Source organism: Ruminococcus albus 7 = DSM 20455 (assembly GCF_000179635.2).
Classification (GTDB): domain Bacteria; phylum Bacillota; class Clostridia; order Oscillospirales; family Ruminococcaceae; genus Hominimerdicola; species Hominimerdicola alba.
Genome location: NC_014833.1, coordinates 2,832,573 through 2,855,243 on the forward strand (window position 1 = coordinate 2,832,573; position 22,671 = coordinate 2,855,243).

Below are 22,671 nucleotides of genomic sequence, written 5' to 3' on the forward strand. Positions count from 1 at the left end.
TGATTATTATACCACTAAGTAACGAAAAAGTCAATCTATCTCACGAAAACGTTAGATAATCTTTTTATCAAAAGAAATAGATTGACATAATGGATTGTTTGTGCTATAATATACATGGTGTTGGGCAGATAAAGTACTACTCTTATTTTATTCTCGGGCTTACCCAGAAAGGAGGTAGTACAATGAAGAAATTCAATGCTGTCCTTGCTGTGGCTGAAAAGACTGCTATGGTGATTGATGTAATCGTTCCCGCAGTTCGTAAGGTGATTTCCATTATCGAGAAATAATCTTACCCACGCAACACTAGCAGCGCATTTCTTATGATTTGCGCTGTTTTCTTTTTTGAGGAGGAAGTGTATGAAGAAGGAACAACTTACTGAAATTCTTGATGATAACATTAAAACCTATATCAATAATATAGCTTATGAACTCGAACAATCGCATGACTATTGTTTTGATGGTTTTGGCTTTCCTATATTCGGAGAAACATCCAAAGAATATCATGAGCAAGTGTACTTTGAATCATATTTTGAATCGTACACAAGAAAACTAATAAATGGCGTTTTAGAAGAATTATGCTACTATGAGTGTGCTGATAAAATTGTATGGCCCGAATTTGAATATGTTGGAAATTACAATGGCTATACGAACATCGAGAGTGAAGAAAAGTTTGGATTTGAATTCATTAATGTTGATAGAAAAATTGGATATCGCTACACAAGAGTAAAAATCAATGAAATCGAATCTTTACTGAAAAAAGAAAAAGTTGAGAAAATAGTGTGTGTTGAGTGGCAGAATAAAGATGATATTATTGGTTTATCTTATGGTGATAAACCTGTAGAAATAATACTTTTGTGGGATTTGTTTAACGAGCTATTCGATGATATAGCTATAGACGAACTTAAGGAAATGTATAATATTTTTGTAAAAAGAATATCAGATGCAGTAGCTAAAGCAAACTCAATGATATCACTCATAACTTTACCTGGATTTACTCCTAACTATATATCTCATACTAGGAATATAACTATATCTGTAATCAGAAAAGAAATATCTTCCTTATCTCATTACAATGTAATGAATGCCGATTTTAAGAGGCTTGAAAAGGTTTCTGCAAATCTAATAACCAAGTATAAGCTTTCAGAATACTTCTTAAATAGTCAGTATGATTTACTGCTTACTGGTAATTCTGATTATGCGAAAAGTTTTTCAACTTCAGAGTATCTATATAAATACTTCAAGAATAATCCAATGTTTGATTATACACCAATTGTAAGTAGCTATCTTAAATCAATTGAGCAGTTGCTTAATTATATATGTAGCAATTATGCATCATTGAGTAATAATACAACCGATATCAGTGCTTTTACGCTAGGAAAATATATCACATACATGAATCAAGCTGTAAATGATACCATTTTTAGATTGGATATTCGTCCAGTCAAAGGCATCATCTATAGATGCTTAAATAGTTATAGAATCGAATGCAGAAATAATCTATTTCACAAAGACTTTTTCAATAACTGGAATAGAGTAGAAATTATAAGAACAAATACACTTTTCTTATATGTTGCTATTCTAGGAAGTATTAATCCAGTTCTTATCAAATACGATGAGGGTATATTGAATTTACAATATGATGAACTTTTCAGCATCCTTGATAAACAAAGAAATAATCGATTTTTACTTATAATTAATGGTGTAGAATACTCAGGAATGAATATAGAACCTCGTAACGAAGGGATTGCATATATTGAAAGTGGACTTATAAATAATTCTATAGTATTTAAAAGATTCAATCATGATCATTACGATAGAATTGAATTGACCAGAGATAATATGCCATCGGAAATTTGGATTATAGATTCATTCGGTACTAAGGAGAAAAGAATATGGCCTTTACTAAAAAAATAACGGCTGCACCCGAAGGCACAGCCTTTGTACATCAAATATAAACCATACACTCAAATATAATCTCTCTCGCCATACTTATAAAGCAGTTTTCAAGACCGAGCAACTTCTCAGCATCACCGCTGAGGACAGCTTTCTGATAGCAGCTGTCATTCTGTTTCCAAAGCTCCACCTGACGAGTGATTGCTTCACTGACTTTCAGTTCCATATCATCGAGATACTTCATAATCTTGCCCTCATTGACGAGCCTGCGAAGTCTGTCAGAGCAATGGCTGTCAGAAAAATGAAGATGATACCTGATGAAGTCAGTGCTGTATGTCTTGCTCTCAACAGCGAGCGTATCACTATTGAAGTGAGTGACGGTCACAGTGTTGGTGTCCAAGCTCCACAGCGGAACGTATTTCTTTTTCAGGGAGTTATATGCGGTCTGTTCGCTCTTGTATCTGCTCATAGCTCACACCTCCTCATTTCCGCTGAAATAAGACAGCAGGCTTTCCTTGTTGACGAGATATTTACCACGGACACCCTCACCTGTGCGGAACGCTTTGATTTTGCCTTGTGCTATCAGCATACGGATAGAGTGTTCTGAGATACCTTCGATCAGCTCGGTACACTCCTTGATAGTCATCATTCTGACCGACTGTGCAGGAGCTTTAGTTGCTGTTGATACTGATGCAGGCTGTTCCTGCACATCTTCCTCGGCGGTCAGTTGAAGTAAAAGATTGATGATGGTGTTTACGATCTCACGTTTTTCTGCTATTGTCATAATGATCTTCCTTTCGTGGGCGGAGCTCTCAAAGGCTCTCTCCACAGTTCTCAAATTTAGTACAGAGATATGCAATAGCGTGGTCAATTAAGGTCAAGTAGTGGTCAACTTGGTTACAAGAGGACGGCAAAGACTTTGAAATTTAGCAGAACCGTAGTTCTTGTAACTCAATCAAAACGCCGTATTTACGGCATTTTCTAAAGATAATAGTAATTTAATGCAAGATGCCTGAATACCCTTTCCGGGTTAGCCGAACATTCGGGGTTAACTCGAAGAGATAATCAGTCGCGAACTTACTTTTTTATCAAAAACAACGAAAAACCTCGTAAACATTGCGTTTGCGAGGTTTTCTTTTTGCCTGAAAAACGTGCTGAGAACTGCTCAAAAATGACGGCAGCACCCATACAGCACCCACTAATATATTAAGCGTAAAGCCTGAAAGGCACTATCCCTCATAGGTAACCGTCAAATACCCTGCACCCCATAAAATATCAGACCCTGCAAGGAATCAACATCCCTGCAGGGTCATATTTATTCATCGCCATTGAATTTGAGATTTTTATCTACATACCTGATCATGTCCTTGTATTCGATCTCAGCTTTCTTCAGTTTGATCGACATCAGAAAATGCAGGAATGCATTAGTCTTTTCAGACTGATACGACTCAGCCTGAAATATGTTATTGCATTTTGTGCAGGCAAGACTGGGTTCATGCTTTATCGTGAATTCATTCCTGTGACCTTGAAATGTATGGATCGAGGTCTCACTTATCTCGAGTTTCAGCGGTGCATTGCAGTAACAGCATTTGTCAAATACTTCTTTCATTTTTCTTCCCTCCATGGTAATAATATCGTTCCTGCCGGCTGTGAAAACAGCTCTGTCAGATATTTTTCCGCATCAAGACCATTTGCCTGTGCGGTTGAAATGATCGAGTACAGCACTGCACTTGCTTTTGCACCGTTTGCTGTGTTGCTGAAAAGCCAGTTTTTTCTCCCGACTGCAAATGGGCGGATAGCATTCTCGGCTCTGTTATTGTCGATCGGAATATCACCATTTTCGAGAAATGTGTAAAGATATTTCCGCTCGTTCAGAGCATACCTCACTGCATCTGTCAGCTTGCCCTTACCGCTGACCTGAACATTTTCAAGCCACGCAAAAAACTCGTCAAGCAAAGGCTTTACCTTCACAAGGCGCTGTTCATATCTGTATTCTGCGGAGCTGTCGGCAAGCAGACTTTCTTCGTGATATATCCTGTTGCAAAAAGCAACCGCCTTTGCTGCGACAGAAGTACTGTAAGCTGACTTGTCTTTCGGCAGACACTCTACAAAATGTCGTCTGTTATGAGTCCAGCAGCCACATCTTTTTGCACCTTCGACTGCATTGTAAGCATCGTATCCGTCGCAGATAAGATATCCGATAAAGCCTTTCAGGAAATTCGAGGCGTGCTCACCTTTTCTTGTCGGTCGGTAATCGAAAATGATGATGCTCCTGTCATTCATTTTGCCGTTGCAGTAGACCCACATTCTTGATGTCGTGGTAGGCTTTCTGCCTTCCTCGTGCAGTACCTGAACTGTTGTCTCGTCGGCGTGGATGATCTGCCCCGAGATAAGCATCTCGTGCATCTTCTCTACAATAGGCATACACCATTTTTCAGCAGCCATAATCACCCAATTTGACATGGTCGCTTTGAGCAGAGGTATCTTCTTTGAATTAAAGTCCTTTTCCTGACGGTGCAGAGGTACTGATTTTGCATATTTTTCGTAGATGATATGTGCCAGAAGTTCGGGAGAGCAATAGCTTCCCGGGATCATAGCATGAGGATAGGTTGCACGAACGATATGACAGTTTTCGTCTCTTTCTTCGGGCTTTTCTCCGCACTCGGGACACTTGTATTTATGTACGATATGCCTGCGGATATGAAACTTGGCAGGAGTATATACAAGTTCATCGTAAGCCTTTTCTGTACCGATATCTTTCATTTCGGCACTGCATATTTCACATACGGGAGCTTCTATCTCATGATGTTCCTCTTTGATCTTAAGACTACTCATCCAATCATCGTGAGTGCGCTTTTTCTTGCGCTTGTATTCGGGAATGGTGACAGTTTCTTTTGGTATTGATTTTTCTTCGTTATTTCCGAACATCGAAAGCTGAACACCAAATTCCTTCTCCATCACTGATTATTCCGAACTCCGGAAAACATCAATCCGCCTGAAGGAAAACATCGATACGCGGCGAGGAAAACACTAATCCGCACAAGGAGCGCATTAATTCGCCAAAGGAATGCACTTCGTGTATAATATAGGAGAGGCTAAGCCTCGAATATACACGAAGGAGGCCATAAATATGGCGGACAAGATCAATGTGAAGCTCATTCTTGAGCTTCGTCAGGCAAATATGTCGCAGAGGGCTATTGCAGCATCACGGCATATCTCAACCAAATCTGTAGCAGCAGTGTGGAAGAGGGCAGATGCTCTCGGTGTCAGCTATGCTGATGTCGCAGACAAGAGCGACGATGAGGTGTATCTGCTCTTCTTCCCGGACAAGTTCAGGAAGGAGACTATGTACGCACCTGTCAACTATGAGTATGTCCACGGTGAGCTGAAAAAGACCGGTGTTACACTTAAGCTGCTGTGGCACGAGTACAAAGATAGTGCGAAGGACGGCGTTCCTGTCGGTTACACGAAATTCTGTGATGATTACGCCAAGTATGTTGAGCAGAACGATCTCACGAATCACATCACGCACAAGCCCGGAGTTGTATGCGAAGTGGACTGGAGCGGAAAAACGATGAAACTTAACGATCCAGATGATGGTAAGATGCATCACGTTTATCTTTTTGTAGCGACACTTCCGTACAGTCAACTTGCTTATGTAGAACCTTGCCTGAACATGAACGAGCAGACCTGGATAGGTTGCAATATCCATATGTTCGAGTATTTCGGTGGTGTTACGCTCCGTATCGTCTGCGACAATCTCTAATGTGAAGCTTTACATTAGAGATTTAATGTAAAGAGGATGTTAATGTAAAGCTGAATAAAAATAGATCTAAAATCTAATGATTATAGGTATTCGACTTTACATTAATATGATATAATTGGATCAATCATAGAAAGGAGGAATTATCATCATGATTGATTCCAGTTACTCAATGACACTGTATGATGCAATCCAACTGTTTCAAAGACACATCATACAAAACTACGGATCTGAATCCAAAACAGCACAGGCTTACATTCGGATCTCTAATGATTTACAGCGGTATGCTAAAGGAACGGATTTGGAGGTTTCTCCGGAAGATGTGATCCAAGAATACTATCGTATTATCGTCGGGGTCCCTGCATTTGAAGCTGTTCCGTCAAAATCAAAAGAACGTCGAGGAAGAGCTGTTCAGATGATTCTGGATATCCTTAATGGAAAAGAACCTAAGAGAAAGTATACCACCCATAAGCGTGATTGTCCCATTACGTACCTGAATGTCATCAGAAAATATGAAACTTTCATGAGAAATGACCAAAAGAGCGATGGCACAGTACGCACGAGATCCGGACGAATCACTGTGTTTTTTTGCTTTTCTTGAGGAGTGTAAATGTACATCATTAGAGGGCATCACGCCGGAGCTGTTTGCAAGATTTGTATCGTCCCTCAATGATAGGTATTCATCACAGGGAAAAGCGTCCATTTTGTATACGTTAAGGAATTTCTTTTCCTATGATGAGTTCTCAGGAGCGCTATCTTTCGATCCGATTCCCTTTTGACAGGGATTCATTCCGGAAAGCATGAAAGACTCCCATCCTTTTACACGGCAGAAGAAGTAAGGCGTATCCTGAATGCTGTCGACAGGAATACCCCATGGGGAAAAACAGTCTATCTTATGATGCTTTTGGCAAGTGTGTACGGTTTTCGCTCAAGCGATATCAAAGCAATGGTTCTTGACAATATAAACTGGAAAAATCGCACAATAAATATCACGCAGTACAAGACGCACAAAGAGATTTCCCTTCCCATGACAGATGAGATCCTTTTTGCACTCCTTGACTATATTAAGAATGTGCGTCCTGAGTCAGACTGTTCGAATGTGTTCATCCGACTTAGAAAACCGTACATTGCATACTCAATGAATGATCACTTTGGCGACAAGATATTACCGTTTTTGAAATTGCCGGTGTTGATACAAAAGGTAAACATCATGGTCTGCATTCTTTAAGGCATAGTTTGGCAACAAACCTTTTGGTTTCAGGAACCCCGATAAATGAGATTGCTGTGATACTTGGACACACATCTGCGGCATCCACAAAAACTTATGTATGGTCAGATATAGAGCATCTCCGAGCAGCAGCATTGGAGGTGCCTAAAAAATGATCAATGACAAGGAATTTCTTAAATTTGAAGAAGGTTTTTTCAAACCATATTTTGAAAAATTCATAGAGTTCAAGCGTGGAAAAGGTGAAAAAGTTGCTCATTCAACCATGGTTCGCTTAAGGAAACTGAACAATTCGCTTAATACTTACTATGAACACCATATATCTGACCAGATGGTGGAGGAGTTACTGGCTCCTCGTGATGGATTAAGCGAATTAGAACGCCAATATCTTACAGCGAATCTCCGCCAGTTTTGTTCTTTCTTGGCGCTTCTCGGAATTGATGCGGTCATCGTCCCACGAAAATATATGCGAACGGTAAAGAGTGAATTTCGTCCGTACATTTTCAGCGACGATGAACTGCGCCGTCTGACTATTGCAGCCGACACGCTTCCTGCATCAAGAAAGTCGAGCTCGCATCAGCAGATATACCCAGTGCTCGTCAGATTACTTATAGGTACCGGAATGCGCATAGGCGAAGTCCTTGCACTGAAGCGGGCGAATGTTGACACTTCAAACGGTGTGATCAATGTTATCAACGGTAAAAATGGCGTTTCAAGATTTATTCCTGTATCCGACAGCTTGAAAGAAGTCCTATTTGACTATGCCAAGACTATAGATATGTCTGATGAGAATAGACCGTTTTTCACTTCCTCCTACACCGGTGGTCATCTTACATATGATGCTATGAAATATATGTTTCCAAAGATGTTTAAGACGGCAGGCATACACAAGTCAGATGGTAAGACGCCAAATATCCATTCTATCCGGCATACATTCTGCACCAAAAGTCTGGAAAAAATGTTGGAAAACGGAATGAATGTCTATACTGCTATTCCAATACTGGCGGCATACGTCGGACATGTGAATTACATAGATACAGAAAAATACATTCATTTCACAGAACAGGGACATACGGATTTCTTGCAGAAAGAATCATCCTTGGGGAGTCTATTCCCGGAGGTGGACAATGAGTGATAATTTATTCTTCTATATACAACGATATTTTATGTCTTACCTAATGAAACAGCATAATTACGGCCCTAATACTGTTTCATCATACCGAGACACCTTTAAGCTTTTGCTTAAATTTATGTCAGAATCCGGTAAAAGCATATCAAAGAAAACTGTTGATGAGATTGACTGCGATGTAGTACTCAAGTTTCTCTCTTGGCTTTCGAATGTCAGGAAAAATGGGGTGCCTACCCAAAATGTAAGATTGGCACATATAAAATCATTTTTTCGATATGTAATGATGATCTCACCTGAATACTCCGGGCAATGCAGCGAAATACTCAGTATACCATTTGCAAAGGAAGATAAAAGGCTTCCTGATTGTATGTCTACGGATGCTATAAAGCAAATGCTTTCATCGATCGACTCATCATCTAACGAGGGACTAAGGCATTTGGCAATCTTATCCCTTATGTACGATTCAGCTTGTAGGGTTCAGGAAATCATTTCACTAGATGTCAAAGACTTTCAGCCGGGTCAATGCTGCAGGATATATGTGCATGGTAAGGGAAATAAATATCGCACCATTCCGTTACTGGGAAAAACAGAAAAAATCATCTCAAAATATATCAGGCAATTCGGTCTTATGCAAGAGTCCCCAATGTTTTGCAACAGGAATGGTGACCGGCTAACAAGGCAAGGCATCCGCTACATAATAAGGAAATACTCTAAGTTGGCAAACGATACGGTTCCCGGTATTATAACCGGCTCTGTATACCCACATCGATTACGCCACAGTAAAGCCACACACCTTGTGGACAATGGCGTAAACATTTATAATGTCAGGGATTTCTTGGGACATGAGTCTGTTGCAACAACTCAGATTTACCTGTCAACGAATCCGGAAGTTATCAGAAAGGCTATCGAGACAGTAGCTGAGAAAACAGTATCAGAAAGCCTTGATTTCTTTTCAGACAAAGAAAAGGACGATTTGATTTCCTTCTTGGATTCACTAGGATAACACGCATTTGTTAATGTAAAGTAGGTCATGATGGAATGCCGATCAGACTTTCATTGAAACGGCCGACTTTACATTAACATCCTCTTTACATTAAATCTCAAGACCGGCGTTGTGACACATCCCCGTGAGGGTGACATCATTCTGAACCAGTGCTATGAAGATTTTTCAAATCACTACTGCACGGCGATCATGCCCGCCGGCGTGAAAAAGCCGAAGCAGAAAGCATCCGTTGAAGGCACTGTCGGGAAGATAGCTACTGCCATCATTGCCCGTCTGCGCAACAACGAATACACTACACTTCATGAGTTGAAAACAGATGTTGCAGCAGCACTGGAGGATTTCAACAACAGGCCATTCCAGAAACGTGAAGGCAGCCGCCGTGAGGTGTTTGAAGCAAATGAGCGATTCACACTGCGACCGTTGCCTGCATTTCCGTATGAGTATGCTGTGTGGGAATACGGGCGCGTGATCGGCTCGGATTTTCATGTGACCTACCGGACCTGCAAGTATTCAGTGCCATATCGTTTTGTTGGAAAGAAGGTCGACTTGAAGATCACAGACAGTTTGATCGAGGTCTATTGCGGTCATGAGCGTATCTCTTCCCACAAGCTTTTTCCAAGTTATGTCCGCAACAAGTATGACACATATCAGGAGGATATTCCCGAACGTTTTCAGAAAACGGAATGGAACGAGCATAATATCCGAGAATGGGCGGCATCTATCGGCAAGCAGACCTTAACTGTCATTGAACGAATTTTCAAGAGCTATCGCACTTCAGAACAGGGTATCAATCCCGCAATGTCAGTGTTGAAGCTGAGTAAGAAATACTCCTCCGAGCGTCTTGAAACAGCTTGTACGATGGCACTTGAACACGTCTGTGTACCTCGCTATTCGCATCTAAAAGCTATCCTTGCTTCCGGGCAGGATCTGGAATACAAAGAGAAAAAGAAGAATGAGAATGTATCATCACCCTCGGGATTTGTACGCGGTGCTGCATATTACGGAGGTGACGATCATGCTGAGTGAGGAAACAAGACGCAAGCTGCGTGAGATGAACTTCGGCGAGCTGGTCGAAGCCATTGACCTTCAGGAGAAACAGCCGGAATATTTGGCACTTACCTTTGATGAACGCATGAACCTTGCGGTAGATCAAGCCTATTCTGCAAAATACAATGCTAAGGTACATCGTCTTATCCATTCCGCTAAATTCCGTATTGCCGATGCCACGCTTGTGAATGTATTTTATGAAAAACGCGGACTTGACAAAGAGATAATACTTTCACTGGGGACCTGTGGTTTCATCGAAAAGAACCAGCCGGTCGTGTTCAATGGATTCACCGGTTCCGGCAAGAGCTACCTTGCGTGTGCCATTGGAAGACAAGCTTGTATGCAGGGCTATCGCACAAGATATATCCGAGTTCCCGATCTTATGCAGCTTCTCGGTGAGGCATCACTTGACATACATGGCAGGGCTAAACTTCTTAAAAAGTTCGTAAGCGCCAACCAAACCCAGCCCCTAAAGAGAAAAGCCGAGGCTTCCAATGAAACCTCGGCTTTGATTATTAGAGCCATCTACTTGTACTTTACTACCGGTTACTATACTTCTCTACCAACGGCTGTAACTCTACTTTACAGCCAATTACTTTACCTCACTGTAAGTTTGCTTAGTAGGTACTGATATTGATGCCGTTCTCATTGCACCATTCTTCGACTTTCTTTCCGCTGCTCTGACATTCCTGTACCATTGCCGCCCATTCTTTGTGACGCACCTGCTTTTTTATCTCGCGTATTCTTCCCATGATATCTTACTCCTTTCAGGTTTCGATTTGCCCTCAGAGTAATTATATCATTCTTTGCTAACTTTGTCATTGGCTGGGGGTGGTTGGCGGTTACAAAAGTTCAGCGGATACCGTCTGCTGATCCTTGACGAATGGCTGCTCAATGATATGACTGAGAGCGAACAGCACTTTATATTTGAACTGATCGAGCGTCGCTATGATTGTACCTCAACGATCTTCTGTACGCAGTACAAGCGTGAGGACTGGCACAGCAGGTTGGGCGGCGGTATTCATGCCGATGCAATAATGGACAGGATCGTACATACTGCTGCTTGGGTGTATTCAGGCGACATCAATATACGTGAGTTGCAGGCAAAGGAGGCGGAGTCATGATGAAAGATCGCTGCGCCTTCAGCAAAGACCATAAATGTCTGAAATGGGAAGACTATGAGCTGACCCGTCACGAACTGGATGAGGCTGATAGACTTTGTCACAGCAATTGGATAGAGATCCAGAGACTGTATAAATACATAGACGCACTCAGATCCATCTTGGATGAAAACAACATTGATTATCCGGAAATGTGATGATCAGTAACATTAGGTTGGTTCACTGCCAATCATCAGGACAGAAGCTTCTTGGCGTGTGACCACCGCCGTTTTCACGGCTTCCGCCTTCATTCCGCTTCGCTCCATTACGGCGGAAGCCGTGAAAACATTTATTCAGATATGATACGTTCTATTATCTTTCTGGTAGTACACTTTGGTTTTGAATCATCGGCAAGTGCATTCCTTACGCGGATTGATGCGTTCCTCGTTTCAAATCGGTGCGTTCCTTGATTCGGATTAACGTTTTCCTTGTTGCGGATTGGTGTTTTCCTGGGAGTGAAATAATCACCATCACAACGGAAGTCTGTTCTGTCTTGCGTCCGAATATCTGCTTTCTGAACCATTCAAGCTGTTGATTTGCCAGTGCGAGTTCGTCTCTGAGAACAGCATTTTCATTACGGAGCGATACGATTTCCGATGTCATATTCTGTTCGGACATAAAGAACCCCTCCGTTCGTGATGATACATTCATGATACCACGAAAAGAGGGGCTTTTCAAGCACATATTCTGAATATTCATATGGCATTGGTTTAATACATCGCACAGGGTTTTCCCTCACGGATAGCTTTCGGCTGTTCGATCTTCAAACCTTCCAGAAGCCAACGTATCTGCTGCGATGTAAGCAAAAGTGCTTCTGATTCACTGCGCGGCCACTGGAATCTTCCGTTATCCAGCCGTTTGTATAACAGCAGAAAACCGTCGCCTTCCCAAAGCAAACCTTTGATCCTGTCACAGCGTCTTCCGCAGAATAAAAACAACGCCTTACTGAAAGGATCGAGCAAAAGCTGACCTTGAACGATAGCTGCAAGACCGTCTATCCCGCGCCGTAGGTCTGTATACCCCGTCACAAGGTAAACTCGTGTATTATTTGCAATATCCTTCAGCATAATTCTTTGACCAGTGCCAGGAGAACTTCAGGAGAAATATCTGTTGGCAGAGATATCTGCAAACCGTTTTTCTCGATACGGATATTCTCACTTGAACGTGGCAACGGTACCGGGACGACAGTCGGAGATTTCTCCATATACTGCTCCCGAACTTTTCTTAAGCGGTTGTAATACGTGTTGGGCTTGATCCCTTTTTCTTTGCACCATTCCCGGATCGTCAGACCGCTTGCCTGCTGCGCTTCGATCTGTGCAGTCCATTCTTGCAGACGTACTTCCTGCTTTATTGTTGTGATGCTTGTCGTATTTGACTGCATATATTTCACCAACTCCTATCTGTCTAATATACTCCAATTAACTCCATGGACCAATTTGGATTGTCCAATTTACTTCATGGTGTTCCTTGGAGTTTATTATACTTCATTAGACTTCGGTGGGGTAGGTGCGGAGGGTTATACGCTTACCCTCATAGGACTGTTTATAAGTCTTATGAGAGATTTTCTTATAAAACTGAACTATTCAATTACATGGTTATCCCTTTAACACACCACAGATAATTTACAATGCTGTCCAAATAAACAGACCTCAAAACTCAGAAAATATAGTATAATAGTGACAGAAACCGAAGGGAGCTGTCGCTATGTCAAAAAGATTTCCGAAACCTGAGATCACACTTGATGGGATATACTCAAAGTTCGCAGATGAAAGCTTTTGCAAGGATTTTCTGCTTGATATCCGCTTTGAAAAGGGTTTTGCCTGCCCGTTTTGCGGTGGCTCTGAGTACCGCAGGATAAGGTCACGCCATCTGCTGCGATGCAAGTTCTGTAAAGCAGATATATCCGCCACAAACGGAACTTTTATGCACAGAACACATATTCCGCTCAGACTGTGGATAGTCACCGCATTCCTCATTATGAGCAACAAATGCAGCGTTTCTGCTGTTACGCTGATGAGGTCTTTGGGGGTGACCTACAAGACTGCATGGTACATCCTTCATCGCATCAGAAAAGCTATGAAATGCCGTGAAGAACGCTATTTGCTTGACGGGATCGTTGAACTTGATGACACGTATCTCGGTGCTCCGACTCACGGTAAAAAGCGTGGCAGAGGAACTGAAAAAGTCAAGATGATAGTAGCTTTGTCAAAGAACGCAGCAGGAAATCCCGAGTACGTTAAAATGAGCGATGTGCCGAATTTAAAGGGTATAACTGTTGGTAGATTTGCCAGGGATAATATCCGCGCAGGCTCGAAGATCGAGAGTGATAATGCTCGAAGTTACAAGAAACCGTTGGCACAGAAATACTTCCATGTTTTTGAAACATATGATCCGACAAGCGGTCAGCTGAACTGGATGCATAAAGTTATATCAAACTTCAAAGCAATGATCATGGGAACTTACCACGGAAACGAAAAGATCCACACAGCGTTATATGCTGCCGAATACTGCTACAAATTCAACCGTCGTAAGCTGGGAAACAGTGCGTATTTAAGGCTTTTGGCTGCTTTGGTGCAGTGATCTTACTTGTGGTGTGTTAAAGGGATAACCATATTCAATTATGAAATCGGGCGATTTAAGCTTGCTGCAAGCAGAAGTTTTTTCTGGTACGCCTCGAAGTCGTTTAAGGTTTCCTTCAGGGTATCCGCTCTGCCGGAGGTAATGCAATCAGAAATATATGAAAAAGCATAACTGTTCCGGTAACTGATTGGAAGCCAACTCCTGCACATTAACGTGCGTATAGACTTTCTCATTCAGCAACATAGCACCGGAATGACCGACGATCTTCTTTATCAGCGTAGGCGATACCTCTTTCTCGGTCATCATCGAGATACAGGTGTGACGGTTATTTTTATGTTTTTTTCAGCATAATTATCCACTTGAAATCGGAGACTTCATGTGATATAATATTATTTGCAGGCTTTTTCCTGTTGATGTATCTTATCCGTGTATGCGGAAAGGTAACATAATTATAAGTATAAGGAGATATATGCTTATGAAAAACACTGTTTCAACCCTACTTAAGCAGAAGCAATCGGGTGAAAAGATCACGATGCTTACTGCTTATGACTACACTACCGCACGTATTATTGATGAGTGCGGTGTAAACTCCATACTGGTCGGAGATTCACTCGGAATGGTTATGCTTGGGTATGAGAATACTCTCCCTGTCACTATGGAGGATATGATACACCATACCCGCGCTGTGGCAAGAGGTGCTGAAAATGCCTTTGTTGTTGCCGATATGCCGTTTATGTCATATCAGGCGAGCGTCAGGGAGGCTGTTCTCAATGCAGGCAGACTTATCAAAGAAGGCGGCGCAAACGCAGTAAAGCTTGAGGGCGGTGCTGAGGTCTGCGAGCAGATACGGGCTATCGTGAATGCTTCTATTCCCGTTGTGGCGCATCTTGGACTTACTCCGCAGTCTGTCAATGTTTTCGGCGGATTCAAGGTGCAGGGCAAAAGCATCGACAAAGCAAAGAAGCTCATAGAAGATGCACTGAAGATACAGGAAGCCGGTGCTTGTGCGGTGACCCTTGAAGGCATACCTGCAAAGCTGGCTGAGATAATTACCTCAAAGCTGTATATCCCCACCATAGGTATCGGTGCGGGCAACGGCTGTGACGGTCAGGTGCTGGTATATCATGATATGCTGGGACTGACTGTCGGTCATACTCCGAAATTTGCAAAACGCTTTGCCGATATAGGCGAGCTTATGCGCAAAGGAATTACGGACTATATCACCGAGGTTAAGAATGGTACATTCCCCTCAGAGGAACATACTTATTCGATAGATGAAGATGTGATAAATGAAATAGCAAAGGAGTATGAGTAAAATGAAGATAGTTAAGACTATAGATGAAGTACGCAGACAGGTAAAGGAATGGAAATCACAGGGACTGAGCGTTGGACTTGTACCTACAATGGGATATCTCCATGAGGGTCATGCAAGCCTTATAGATGCTTCTCACCGCGATAATGACAGGACGGTAGTATCCGATTTTGTCAATCCCATGCAGTTCGGACCGACCGAGGATCTTGAAAGCTATCCCCGTGATATCGACCGTGATGCAGCCCTTGTTGAAGAACACGGCGGTGATATCATATTCAATCCAGAGCCAAGCGAGATGTATCACGAAGGATTTTCTTCCTTTGTTGATATGGATGTGCTGACAAAGGAACTCTGCGGACTCAGCCGACCTGTACATTTCAGGGGAGTTTGCACTGTAGTATCAAAGCTTTTCAATATAGTTCAGCCCGATAAAGCATACTTCGGCAAAAAGGATGCTCAGCAGCTGGCGGTCATAAAGCATATGGTCGATGACCTGAATATGGATATCGAGATAATCGGCTGCCCCATAGTGCGAGAGGAAGACGGTCTGGCAAAAAGTTCGCGCAACACATATCTAAGCGCTGAGGAAAGAAAGGCTGCTCTTGTTCTTTCGCAGGCGATAAATATAGGTATGGATATGGTAAGAAACGGTGTTACCGATTGCAGTAAGATCACCGATGCGATGAAAGCGCATATCAGCGCCGAACCCCTCGCAAAGATAGATTATGTAAAGATAGTTGACCTTGCAACTATGCAGCAGATACCCGCTATAGACCGTCCTGCACTTTGCGCAATAGCGGTATATATCGGCAGTACCCGTCTTATAGATAACTTCTTTACCGAAGATATTTAAGGAGAGCAGCATGAAACTATCTATACTTAAAAGCAAGATACACCGAGCTGTCATCACTCAGGCTGAACTTAACTATGTGGGTAGCGTCACCATAGACGAGGATCTGATAGATGCGGCAGGTCTTTATGAGTATGAACACGTACATATCGTTAATGTAAACAGCGGAAGCCGCATTGAAACATACGTCATCGCAGGTGAACGTGGCAGCGGTATGATATGCCTCAACGGTGCTGCTGCAAGGGCAGGTCAGGCAGGCGACCCTGTAATAATAATGTCATACGCCGATATGACTCCCGAGGAATTAAAGAACTTTGCACCTAAGGTAGTATTCGTTGATGATAAAAACAAGGCTGTACGTGTGGCAAGCTACGAAAAACACGGTGAGCTGAGCGTCTGATCCATAACTTTGATAGTGTAAAGACAGGTATTTAAAATAATAAACAGGATACCGACCGCAGGATGATCTTTCTGAGTAAAGTTCATTCTGCGGTCTGTTTGTTGCAAAGAAATATAAAATACCGGCAGTCCACGTAGAAACTGTCGGTATTTCAATGTTATTTAGTTTGTATCAGTTTACTGAAACCGTAACAGCGTGCGCAGGAGCCTGTGCAGTCACCCATTTGCCGTTTATCTTGGCTACAACAACTGTACTGTAATAGCCGCCGCTTATCTTGGGCGATGTATAAGTGTACACGCTGCTGTCAAGCTGCTTTACTATCTGCCACTTGTTTGCCTGATATAAAGCTATAGAATATTTCTCCGCGCCGGGAACTGCTTCCCACTTGTAGCCTATCTTTCCGTTTATAACTTGTGTCCTGAATTTTGGATAGTAAGACACTATTTTCGGGGTCACTGTTACAGCATTTGAGAAGTCCTTTATCCACTGTCCGCCTGCCTTAGCAACAACGGCTACTTTGTAGCTTGTGCCTGCTTTCAGGTTTTTAAGTACATAAGATGTTCCCTTGCCGTGATCGAGAAGCTTCCATTTGCCGCCTGTGTATCCTGCAACACCGTATTCATCGACACCTTCAACTTCTGTCCAGCTGAGCTTTACTGCGCCGTCACATTTTTCATAGGATATAGCAGGTGCGGTGTAAGTCAGTTTTGGCAGAGCTACAATACAGTTGTTCTCCCATGACTCGCCGTCGATGATCACTGTCCCAACATAGCTAATAAAGCCTGTTCCGGTATAGGTAGCTGGGTATACTTGTTTTTTCGTAACTACAGCATCTTCATCAATAACCTTAGCACCGCATCTATTGCACTTCACGGTAAGGTGGGCTGAAGTATGGTCATCACTCCATGTCCATACAGGTTTGTCAAAGTCGTGACCGAGCGCTTTGACAATTGTATCCTCATAGCTGATCTCGTTCTCGCACTTTTCGTCGGAATAGTATTTGTTACTGAACGTATTGTACCAGTATTCGATATTACCGTCCTTGGTGCAGGTAGGTTCATTGGCTATATAATGTATGGTCCTGTTGAATTCGCTGATATTACCGAAATCTATTTTCAGCGATGTGCTAAGCTGTGCATTTCCATTGAAATCTTCATAAACGATCATTATACTGTAACTTGGTTCTGCACCCGGATAAACAACTGTTGATTTACAAAGGAGCATATGGTTCATGCCGGCTACCAGCTGACTTCCGAGATAAGCTATCGGACGGACATCTACACCTACACGACCGTCCATCGCCTTATTGAAAGCCGCAAGAACATCTTCATGGGCTGAAAGCGAAGTATCGCCGTCATTGACAGAGTAGCCGCCGGTTGCACCTTCACTTGGGCTGTTCAATACCGTTGTTCTGCCGATGAATTCCGCATCGCCCTTGAGATCCTCATAGATGTATACAAGCTGATAAGAGGGCTTTGCCTTCGGTGCGACAGGCTTGACTTTGCATAACATACAGTAATTTGTTCCCGCAACGCACTGCCTTGCAAGTACTGCAACAGGGGTGTAAGCAACTCCGTCGAGATATTTTAGCGCATTATCCAGTGCGGCAACAGCATCGGGATTGCTTTCAGGTGAAGTATCTCCCCTTACGACCTCCCAGCCGCCTGCGACCTGCTCCGAAGCTTCGTGATATCCGTAACTTTCTCCTTTATCCTCTGCATTTGCTGCCAAAGCAGGCAGACAGCCTGCCATGCACATAACAGCGGTCATACCCGCTAGTGTACGCTTAATAACGTTGTGTTTCTTTTCCACTCTGATTACCTCCGTTTTCAATTGATCTTTTTACTACACCATAATACTGTCAGTTTGTTCATCTGACACTGATCATTATATTACAATTTTTCAAACTACGCAAGCAGTTCGGCAGATTTTTTGATTATATCGGTAATAATTTGTGGAAAATAAACATTCAGTATAGAATAAGTTAGGAAAAGGTGACGAGTGTACACAGCAGCGAAAAGCCTTATATTTCCAGCATTTTTGATAACAGCAGACTTGCCGTCATGAAATATAATATATGAGTACACGTCCATTGTATCCTTGGTGTCTTTCAGTTACCTATACATTATTTTTACGGTATTTTGACGGTGATACGCAGGCATATTTCTGGAATACTTTTGAGAAATAAGAATAGTCTGGATATCCGCATTTTTCAGATACCTCGATAACAGAAAGGTCAGTAGTGGTAAGCAGCTGTTTTGCATATTCCATACGGCTGGTGAGTATATCCTTGGTACAGGGGATGCCGTAGCGCTGCTTGTAAAGACGCTGAAAATGAGATACGGACAAATTCAGCTTCTGTGCTGCCTGTGGTATGTTCCAATCTGCAGAAGGATCATCATATATCGCCTTGCGGATATTCTCCAGTTCGCTTTCGTACTGGGTATGACTGCACTTGTCATCAGGATTTGAACTGCTCTTTATCTGCATGAATATAGCTTTCATAAGATACCTTAGGGTAGCATCCTTTTCGGTATCATCAGATCCAAACACATCAACACATATCCTGATAAGCTCGGAAACAACATCGCTGTTCAGATGTATTGGAGAATTTCGCACTATACCAAGGGAATCTATAAATTCGGAATCATCATCCTCAAGGTCGAACCTTATCCAGTCATCAACATACTCCTCCCCTTCACCGTACAGTGCATGGGGATAGCAGCTTTCAACTACAAAAATAGTATTATTATCCACATTGTAGATATTGCTGCCCATACCTATGCGCGCCTTTGAACGCAAAAGAAGTATCTGCATACCGTGTATGCCGTTGGGTCTGTCCTTATAGAAGTCAGCAGGATGCTTGCTATGCCAGCCTAACATATATGCTTTCATAATGTACCCACCTTTTAGATATCATAGTGTTATTCTTTAATAACTTATATTTTTTGAACTTCTTCCCTATAGGGTATATCAATCGTCAACATTATTATATAATATCCTCCCCTGCAATGTCATTAACTTTTTGCAACAAAATGACAAATTTTTGATAGATTTCTACATTGAAAAGAAAGTGTACAAATGGTAAAATGATATTACAAACTCACGACAACCCAAAACAGGTTAGTTTATCAGAATGGAGGACTTTCAAATGAGTGGTATGACCAAAAAAATTGCCTCACTTGCAGCGTCGGTATTGCTTGCAGCAACATCGACAGTAGGTGCAGTGAGCAGCATCACAGCCAACGCTGCTTACGGTGTGGGCGGCAACGGAACTGCGATCATGGAATACCTTGACAGAGGTATTTATGCCGTTAAAAGCGGTAACGGTATGTTCGTAAGCTGGCGTTACAATGCTAACGATGCAGACAATGCCGAGTTCAGACTTTACCGCGACAACAAGCTGATCTACACAAGTAAATCAGGCGATGCAACTTCCTATCAGGACAACGGCGGCAGCACAAATTCAAAGTACCGCGTTGACTGCGTATCAGGCGGAAAGGTAATAGATTCGCAGAACTGCAAATTCACATCCGGCAACAATTATTTCGACATCAAGCTTAACAGACCCGGAAGCCAGTATTCACCCAATGACTGTGTTGTAGGCGACGTTAACGGCGACGGACAGTACGAGATATTCCTGAAATGGGATCCCTCTAACCAGAAGGATAACTCTCAGGAGGGAAAGACTGACAATGTCTATATCGACTGCTATACACTGGAGGGAAAACAGCTCTGGCGTGTAGATCTGGGCAAGAATATCCGAGCAGGTCAGCATTACACCCAGATGTGTGTGGCTGACTTTGACTGTGACGGCAAGGCTGAACTCATAACAAAGACCGCTGACGGCACCAAGGACGGCAAGGGCAAGGTCATCGGCGATGGCAGCAAGGACTACCGCAACGGCAAGGGTTATATACTGGACGGTCCTGAATATATGACACTGTTTGACGGTCAGACAGGTGCAGCACTTGATACCATCGACTTCCCTGTTCCACGCGGCAAGGTTTCAGACTGGGGCGATAACTACGGAAACCGTGTAGACAGAATGAACAGCGGTATCGCTTATCTTGACGGCGTACACCCAAGTGCTATCTACGGCAGAGGCTACTACACAAGACTTACCTGGTCTGCAGTTGATGTAAGTAACAAGAAGCTGAAAGTCAGGTGGAAGTACGATTCGACCTTCAACAAATCCACTAAGGGCTGGGGCTGCGGCAACCACAATGTTATGGTAGCTGACTGCGATAACGACGGCAAACAGGAGATATTCACAGGTGCTAACTGCATTGATGACAACGGCAAGCTGCTGTGGTCAACAGGCGACCTTCACGGTGATGCTATGCACGTAGGCGACCTTATCCCCGACAGAGCCGGTCTTGAAGTATGGGAATGCCACGAGGATAAACCATACGGTGAAACTTGCTATGATGCAAAGACCGGTCAGAAGATATTCCACATAAACAACAGCAAAGATACAGGACGCTGTGTAGCCGACAATGTATGGGCAGGCAGCAAGGGCGCAGAATTCTGGGGCGCTGCAGACGGTAATGTATACAATACTACCGGCAAGAAGATAGGCGGAACAAAGCCTGCTCAGAACTTCCTGATCTACTGGGACGGCGACCTTGAGCGTGAGATCCTCGACGGCAACAAGATATCCAAGATGACTGGTGCCGACAAGATCGACCGCATATTCACAGCTAACGGCTGCGGTTCAAATAACAGTTCCAAGAACAATCCCTGTATGACAGTTGACCTTTTCGGTGACTGGCGTGAGGAGCTGATACTCAGAACTGACGACAACACCAAGCTGCGTGTATGGTGCACAACCAATACCACCAAGGTACGTCTTACCACACTTATGCATGATATGCAGTACAGGGCACAGAACTGCTGCCAGCAGAGTGCATACAATCAGCCTCCCCATGTAAGCTATTATCTGGGAAGCGATGCACCTATCCCCGCAAGACCCAAGATAAAGCTGAATAATAGTTATAATCCAGGTCCTAATCCAAACCCAGATCCTGATCCCGATCCTACACCAGATCCCGTAATACCCGAAACTGACATCATCGACGGACAGGTATACACCTTCAAGAATGTGAACAGCGGACTTTACCTCTCAGTTGAAGGTGCAGCTGCAGCAAACGGCGCTAATGTCGAGCAGGGTAACGCTAACGGCAAGCAGGTACAGTTCAAGGCAGTTTCTGCTGGTGACGGATACTTCTATCTGGTATCACAGCTGGGTGACGGCAAGACCTACGCAATTGATGTAAGCGGCAGACACACAGAAGATGAAACAAACATCGAGATATACGAATTCAACAAGGGCGACAATCAGAAGTTCAGGATAGACAAGAATTCTGACGGTACATACAGCATCCTCACCAAGATAACAAACGGCAATTCTGCACTTGACGTAAACGGCAAATCTACCAATGCAGGCGCAAACGTACAGCAGTACACCTACAAGGGCAGCACAAACCAGAAATGGTATGCAGAGGCAGTTAAGCAGAACAACAACGATAATCCTCAGAACCCTCCCGTTGTTCAGACATCGGATATCACTGACGGACAGATCTACACTATCAAGAACCTCAACAGCGGACTTTACCTCTCTGTTAAGGGTTCAAATGCCGGAAACGGTGTAAATGTTGAACAGGCAGCTGCAAACGGTGCACAGAACAAGTTCAAGGCAGTTGCAGCAGGTGACGGATATTTCTATCTGGTATCTCAGCTGGGTGACGGCAATTCCTATGCACTTGATGTAAACGGCAGAAAGACAGAGGACGGAACTAATATCGAGATCTACACCTTCAACAAGGGTGAGAATCAGAAGTTCAAGTTCGTAAAGAATTCTGACGGAACATACAGCATTCTTACAAAGATCACTGACGGAAAGTCTGCACTTGATGTAAACGGACAGTCCCGCGATGCAGGTGCAAATATACAGCAGTACACCTACAACGGCGGCAATAATCAGAAGTGGTATGTTGAAACTTCTTCTACATCAGGCAATATCACTACAGGCAGCTATCCTGTGGTAACAAGCATCGAATACAACGCACTTTATCATCAGTTCAAGATGAACTGGACATCCGTAAAGAACGCTGAAAAGTACGGTATCGCTGTATACCTCGCAGGCAAGTGGAGAGTTCAGACTTACACCAATGATACTACATTCACATCACCCAAGCTGAAGGCTGGCGACAGATACAGAGTACTCGTTGCTGCAAGAGTTGGCGGTCAGTGGGATCTCTCTGATCTCAAAGAAAGATCTGTCATTATAAGTATCAAGTAATGATT

General features: G+C 43.1%; 26 protein-coding genes. 16 read left to right on the plus strand and 10 right to left on the minus strand.

Annotated elements, in window-relative coordinates; all coding sequences use genetic code 11:
- Positions 1–357 precede the first annotated feature (357 nt).
- The gene (locus tag RUMAL_RS12740) at positions 358–1,914 is read left to right on the plus strand and encodes a hypothetical protein (RefSeq protein ID WP_013499127.1); all 1,557 of its coding nucleotides are present in this window, start codon (positions 358–360) and stop codon (positions 1,912–1,914) included.
- Positions 1,915–1,945: 31 nt separating this feature from the next.
- Here RUMAL_RS12740 and RUMAL_RS12745 read toward each other — a convergent pair whose 3' ends face one another.
- The 4 genes from RUMAL_RS12745 to tnpC all read right to left on the minus strand — a co-directional run bounded on the left by RUMAL_RS12745 (position 1,946) and on the right by tnpC (position 4,851).
- The gene (locus RUMAL_RS12745; protein WP_013499128.1) at positions 1,946–2,362 is read right to left on the minus strand and encodes a hypothetical protein; all 417 of its coding nucleotides are present in this window, start codon (positions 2,360–2,362) and stop codon (positions 1,946–1,948) included.
- Between the two features lie 3 nt (positions 2,363–2,365).
- The gene (locus RUMAL_RS12750; RefSeq protein ID WP_013499129.1) at positions 2,366–2,677 is read right to left on the minus strand and encodes a MerR family transcriptional regulator; all 312 of its coding nucleotides are present in this window, start codon (positions 2,675–2,677) and stop codon (positions 2,366–2,368) included.
- Positions 2,678–3,208: 531 nt separating this feature from the next.
- Positions 3,209–3,502 carry a hypothetical protein gene (locus RUMAL_RS12755; RefSeq protein ID WP_013499130.1) on the minus strand — a complete coding sequence of 98 codons (294 nt, stop codon included), beginning with the start codon at positions 3,500–3,502 and terminating at the stop codon, positions 3,209–3,211.
- On the minus strand, positions 3,499–4,851 hold the full coding sequence (tnpC, locus tag RUMAL_RS12760; RefSeq protein ID WP_013499131.1) for an IS66 family transposase: 1,353 nt from the start codon (positions 4,849–4,851) through the stop codon (positions 3,499–3,501). The genes RUMAL_RS12755 and tnpC overlap by 4 nt, the downstream gene beginning before the upstream one ends.
- A gap of 172 nt (positions 4,852–5,023) precedes the next feature.
- On the opposite strand from tnpC, the gene RUMAL_RS12765 reads away from it, so the two are divergent.
- The 8 genes from RUMAL_RS12765 to RUMAL_RS12795 all read left to right on the plus strand — a co-directional run bounded on the left by RUMAL_RS12765 (position 5,024) and on the right by RUMAL_RS12795 (position 10,691).
- On the plus strand, positions 5,024–5,659 hold the full coding sequence (locus RUMAL_RS12765) for a hypothetical protein (RefSeq protein ID WP_037303591.1): 636 nt from the start codon (positions 5,024–5,026) through the stop codon (positions 5,657–5,659).
- A gap of 148 nt (positions 5,660–5,807) precedes the next feature.
- Positions 5,808–6,257: a hypothetical protein gene (locus tag RUMAL_RS22520; RefSeq protein ID WP_043550783.1), complete on the plus strand. Its 450-nt coding sequence runs from the start codon at positions 5,808–5,810 to the stop codon at positions 6,255–6,257.
- 174 nt (positions 6,258–6,431) lie between these two features.
- The gene (locus RUMAL_RS22525; RefSeq protein WP_272868082.1) at positions 6,432–6,884 is read left to right on the plus strand and encodes a tyrosine-type recombinase/integrase; all 453 of its coding nucleotides are present in this window, start codon (positions 6,432–6,434) and stop codon (positions 6,882–6,884) included.
- Positions 6,885–6,907: 23 nt separating this feature from the next.
- Positions 6,908–7,039 (plus strand): hypothetical protein, encoded by a 132-nt coding sequence (locus RUMAL_RS22710; protein ID WP_242843418.1) that lies wholly within the window; start codon positions 6,908–6,910, stop codon positions 7,037–7,039.
- The gene (locus RUMAL_RS12780; RefSeq protein ID WP_013483768.1) at positions 7,036–8,016 is read left to right on the plus strand and encodes a tyrosine-type recombinase/integrase; all 981 of its coding nucleotides are present in this window, start codon (positions 7,036–7,038) and stop codon (positions 8,014–8,016) included. Before RUMAL_RS22710 ends, RUMAL_RS12780 begins: the two co-directional genes overlap by 4 nt.
- Positions 8,009–9,013 carry a tyrosine-type recombinase/integrase gene (locus tag RUMAL_RS12785; protein ID WP_013483433.1) on the plus strand — a complete coding sequence of 335 codons (1,005 nt, stop codon included), beginning with the start codon at positions 8,009–8,011 and terminating at the stop codon, positions 9,011–9,013. Before RUMAL_RS12780 ends, RUMAL_RS12785 begins: the two co-directional genes overlap by 8 nt.
- Positions 9,014–9,124: 111 nt before the next feature.
- Positions 9,125–10,039, plus strand: coding sequence for a Mu transposase domain-containing protein (locus RUMAL_RS12790; protein WP_242843388.1), 915 nt, complete (start codon positions 9,125–9,127; stop codon positions 10,037–10,039).
- A complete protein-coding gene (locus RUMAL_RS12795; protein ID WP_242843389.1) occupies positions 10,029–10,691 on the plus strand; it encodes an ATP-binding protein in 663 nt (220 codons plus the stop codon). The genes RUMAL_RS12790 and RUMAL_RS12795 overlap by 11 nt, the downstream gene beginning before the upstream one ends.
- Here RUMAL_RS12795 and tnpA (RUMAL_RS22715) read toward each other — a convergent pair.
- Positions 10,678–10,812, minus strand: coding sequence for an IS66 family insertion sequence element accessory protein TnpA (gene tnpA, locus RUMAL_RS22715; protein ID WP_013499132.1), 135 nt, complete (start codon positions 10,810–10,812; stop codon positions 10,678–10,680). The genes RUMAL_RS12795 and tnpA (RUMAL_RS22715) overlap by 14 nt on opposite strands.
- 69 nt (positions 10,813–10,881) lie before the next feature.
- On the opposite strand from tnpA (RUMAL_RS22715), the gene RUMAL_RS12800 reads away from it, so the two are divergent.
- A complete protein-coding gene (locus RUMAL_RS12800) occupies positions 10,882–11,184 on the plus strand; it encodes an ATP-binding protein (RefSeq protein WP_242837779.1) in 303 nt (100 codons plus the stop codon).
- Positions 11,181–11,378, plus strand: coding sequence for a mobility-associated LCxxNW protein (locus RUMAL_RS12805; RefSeq protein ID WP_013499133.1), 198 nt, complete (start codon positions 11,181–11,183; stop codon positions 11,376–11,378). Before RUMAL_RS12800 ends, RUMAL_RS12805 begins: the two co-directional genes overlap by 4 nt.
- 205 nt (positions 11,379–11,583) lie before the next feature.
- Here the strand turns inward: RUMAL_RS12805 and RUMAL_RS22530 are convergent, their stop codons facing one another.
- The 3 genes from RUMAL_RS22530 to tnpA (RUMAL_RS12820) all read right to left on the minus strand — a co-directional run bounded on the left by RUMAL_RS22530 (position 11,584) and on the right by tnpA (RUMAL_RS12820) (position 12,601).
- On the minus strand, positions 11,584–11,838 hold the full coding sequence (locus RUMAL_RS22530) for a hypothetical protein (protein ID WP_013499134.1): 255 nt from the start codon (positions 11,836–11,838) through the stop codon (positions 11,584–11,586).
- Positions 11,839–11,930: 92 nt separating this feature from the next.
- Positions 11,931–12,287 (minus strand): IS66 family insertion sequence element accessory protein TnpB, encoded by a 357-nt coding sequence (gene tnpB / locus RUMAL_RS12815; RefSeq protein WP_013499135.1) that lies wholly within the window; start codon positions 12,285–12,287, stop codon positions 11,931–11,933.
- Positions 12,281–12,601 carry an IS66 family insertion sequence element accessory protein TnpA gene (gene tnpA, locus RUMAL_RS12820; protein WP_013499136.1) on the minus strand — a complete coding sequence of 107 codons (321 nt, stop codon included), beginning with the start codon at positions 12,599–12,601 and terminating at the stop codon, positions 12,281–12,283. Before tnpA (RUMAL_RS12820) ends, tnpB begins: the two co-directional genes overlap by 7 nt.
- Before the next feature lie 323 nt (positions 12,602–12,924).
- On the opposite strand from tnpA (RUMAL_RS12820), the gene RUMAL_RS12825 reads away from it, so the two are divergent.
- From RUMAL_RS12825 to panD, 4 genes are all read left to right on the plus strand, one after another.
- Positions 12,925–13,800 (plus strand): IS1595 family transposase, encoded by an 876-nt coding sequence (locus tag RUMAL_RS12825; RefSeq protein WP_013483548.1) that lies wholly within the window; start codon positions 12,925–12,927, stop codon positions 13,798–13,800.
- Between the two features lie 475 nt (positions 13,801–14,275).
- A complete protein-coding gene (gene panB, locus RUMAL_RS12830; RefSeq protein WP_013499137.1) occupies positions 14,276–15,115 on the plus strand; it encodes a 3-methyl-2-oxobutanoate hydroxymethyltransferase in 840 nt (279 codons plus the stop codon).
- Position 15,116: 1 nt separating this feature from the next.
- The gene (panC, locus tag RUMAL_RS12835) at positions 15,117–15,965 is read left to right on the plus strand and encodes a pantoate--beta-alanine ligase (RefSeq protein WP_013499138.1); all 849 of its coding nucleotides are present in this window, start codon (positions 15,117–15,119) and stop codon (positions 15,963–15,965) included.
- A 10-nt stretch (positions 15,966–15,975) separates the two neighbouring features.
- Positions 15,976–16,362 carry an aspartate 1-decarboxylase gene (gene panD, locus RUMAL_RS12840; RefSeq protein ID WP_013499139.1) on the plus strand — a complete coding sequence of 129 codons (387 nt, stop codon included), beginning with the start codon at positions 15,976–15,978 and terminating at the stop codon, positions 16,360–16,362.
- A gap of 171 nt (positions 16,363–16,533) precedes the next feature.
- On the opposite strand, the gene RUMAL_RS21555 is transcribed toward panD, so the two are convergent.
- Complete coding sequence (locus tag RUMAL_RS21555) at positions 16,534–18,174, minus strand: fibronectin type III domain-containing protein (protein WP_013499140.1); 1,641 nt, start codon at positions 18,172–18,174, stop codon at positions 16,534–16,536.
- 306 nt (positions 18,175–18,480) lie between these two features.
- On the minus strand, positions 18,481–19,257 hold the full coding sequence (locus RUMAL_RS12855; RefSeq protein WP_013499142.1) for an AraC family transcriptional regulator: 777 nt from the start codon (positions 19,255–19,257) through the stop codon (positions 18,481–18,483).
- Between the two features lie 256 nt (positions 19,258–19,513).
- On the opposite strand from RUMAL_RS12855, the gene RUMAL_RS12860 reads away from it, so the two are divergent.
- On the plus strand, positions 19,514–22,666 hold the full coding sequence (locus RUMAL_RS12860) for a rhamnogalacturonan lyase family protein (protein WP_013499143.1): 3,153 nt from the start codon (positions 19,514–19,516) through the stop codon (positions 22,664–22,666).
- Positions 22,667–22,671 lie beyond the last annotated feature (5 nt).

Excerpts from the sequence above, each read along its gene's own strand:
- RUMAL_RS12740 (WP_013499127.1), top strand. The coding sequence starts at position 358 with ATGAAGAAGGAACAACTTACTGAAATTCTTGATGATAACATTAAAACC.
- RUMAL_RS12745 (WP_013499128.1), bottom strand. The coding sequence starts at position 2,362 with ATGAGCAGATACAAGAGCGAACAGACCGCATATAACTCCCTGAAAAAG.
- RUMAL_RS12750 (WP_013499129.1), bottom strand. The coding sequence starts at position 2,677 with ATGACAATAGCAGAAAAACGTGAGATCGTAAACACCATCATCAATCTT.
- RUMAL_RS12755 (WP_013499130.1), bottom strand. The coding sequence starts at position 3,502 with ATGAAAGAAGTATTTGACAAATGCTGTTACTGCAATGCACCGCTGAAA.
- tnpC (WP_013499131.1), bottom strand. The coding sequence starts at position 4,851 with ATGGAGAAGGAATTTGGTGTTCAGCTTTCGATGTTCGGAAATAACGAA.
- RUMAL_RS12765 (WP_037303591.1), top strand. The coding sequence starts at position 5,024 with ATGGCGGACAAGATCAATGTGAAGCTCATTCTTGAGCTTCGTCAGGCA.
- RUMAL_RS22520 (WP_043550783.1), top strand. The coding sequence starts at position 5,808 with ATGATTGATTCCAGTTACTCAATGACACTGTATGATGCAATCCAACTG.
- RUMAL_RS12780 (WP_013483768.1), top strand. The coding sequence starts at position 7,036 with ATGATCAATGACAAGGAATTTCTTAAATTTGAAGAAGGTTTTTTCAAA.
- RUMAL_RS12785 (WP_013483433.1), top strand. The coding sequence starts at position 8,009 with ATGAGTGATAATTTATTCTTCTATATACAACGATATTTTATGTCTTAC.
- RUMAL_RS12795 (WP_242843389.1), top strand. The coding sequence starts at position 10,029 with ATGCTGAGTGAGGAAACAAGACGCAAGCTGCGTGAGATGAACTTCGGC.
- tnpA (WP_013499132.1), bottom strand. The coding sequence starts at position 10,812 with ATGGGAAGAATACGCGAGATAAAAAAGCAGGTGCGTCACAAAGAATGG.
- RUMAL_RS12805 (WP_013499133.1), top strand. The coding sequence starts at position 11,181 with ATGATGAAAGATCGCTGCGCCTTCAGCAAAGACCATAAATGTCTGAAA.
- RUMAL_RS22530 (WP_013499134.1), bottom strand. The coding sequence starts at position 11,838 with ATGTCCGAACAGAATATGACATCGGAAATCGTATCGCTCCGTAATGAA.
- tnpB (WP_013499135.1), bottom strand. The coding sequence starts at position 12,287 with ATGCTGAAGGATATTGCAAATAATACACGAGTTTACCTTGTGACGGGG.
- tnpA (WP_013499136.1), bottom strand. The coding sequence starts at position 12,601 with ATGCAGTCAAATACGACAAGCATCACAACAATAAAGCAGGAAGTACGT.
- RUMAL_RS12825 (WP_013483548.1), top strand. The coding sequence starts at position 12,925 with ATGTCAAAAAGATTTCCGAAACCTGAGATCACACTTGATGGGATATAC.
- panB (WP_013499137.1), top strand. The coding sequence starts at position 14,276 with ATGAAAAACACTGTTTCAACCCTACTTAAGCAGAAGCAATCGGGTGAA.
- panC (WP_013499138.1), top strand. The coding sequence starts at position 15,117 with ATGAAGATAGTTAAGACTATAGATGAAGTACGCAGACAGGTAAAGGAA.
- panD (WP_013499139.1), top strand. The coding sequence starts at position 15,976 with ATGAAACTATCTATACTTAAAAGCAAGATACACCGAGCTGTCATCACT.
- RUMAL_RS12855 (WP_013499142.1), bottom strand. The coding sequence starts at position 19,257 with ATGAAAGCATATATGTTAGGCTGGCATAGCAAGCATCCTGCTGACTTC.
- RUMAL_RS12860 (WP_013499143.1), top strand. The coding sequence starts at position 19,514 with ATGAGTGGTATGACCAAAAAAATTGCCTCACTTGCAGCGTCGGTATTG.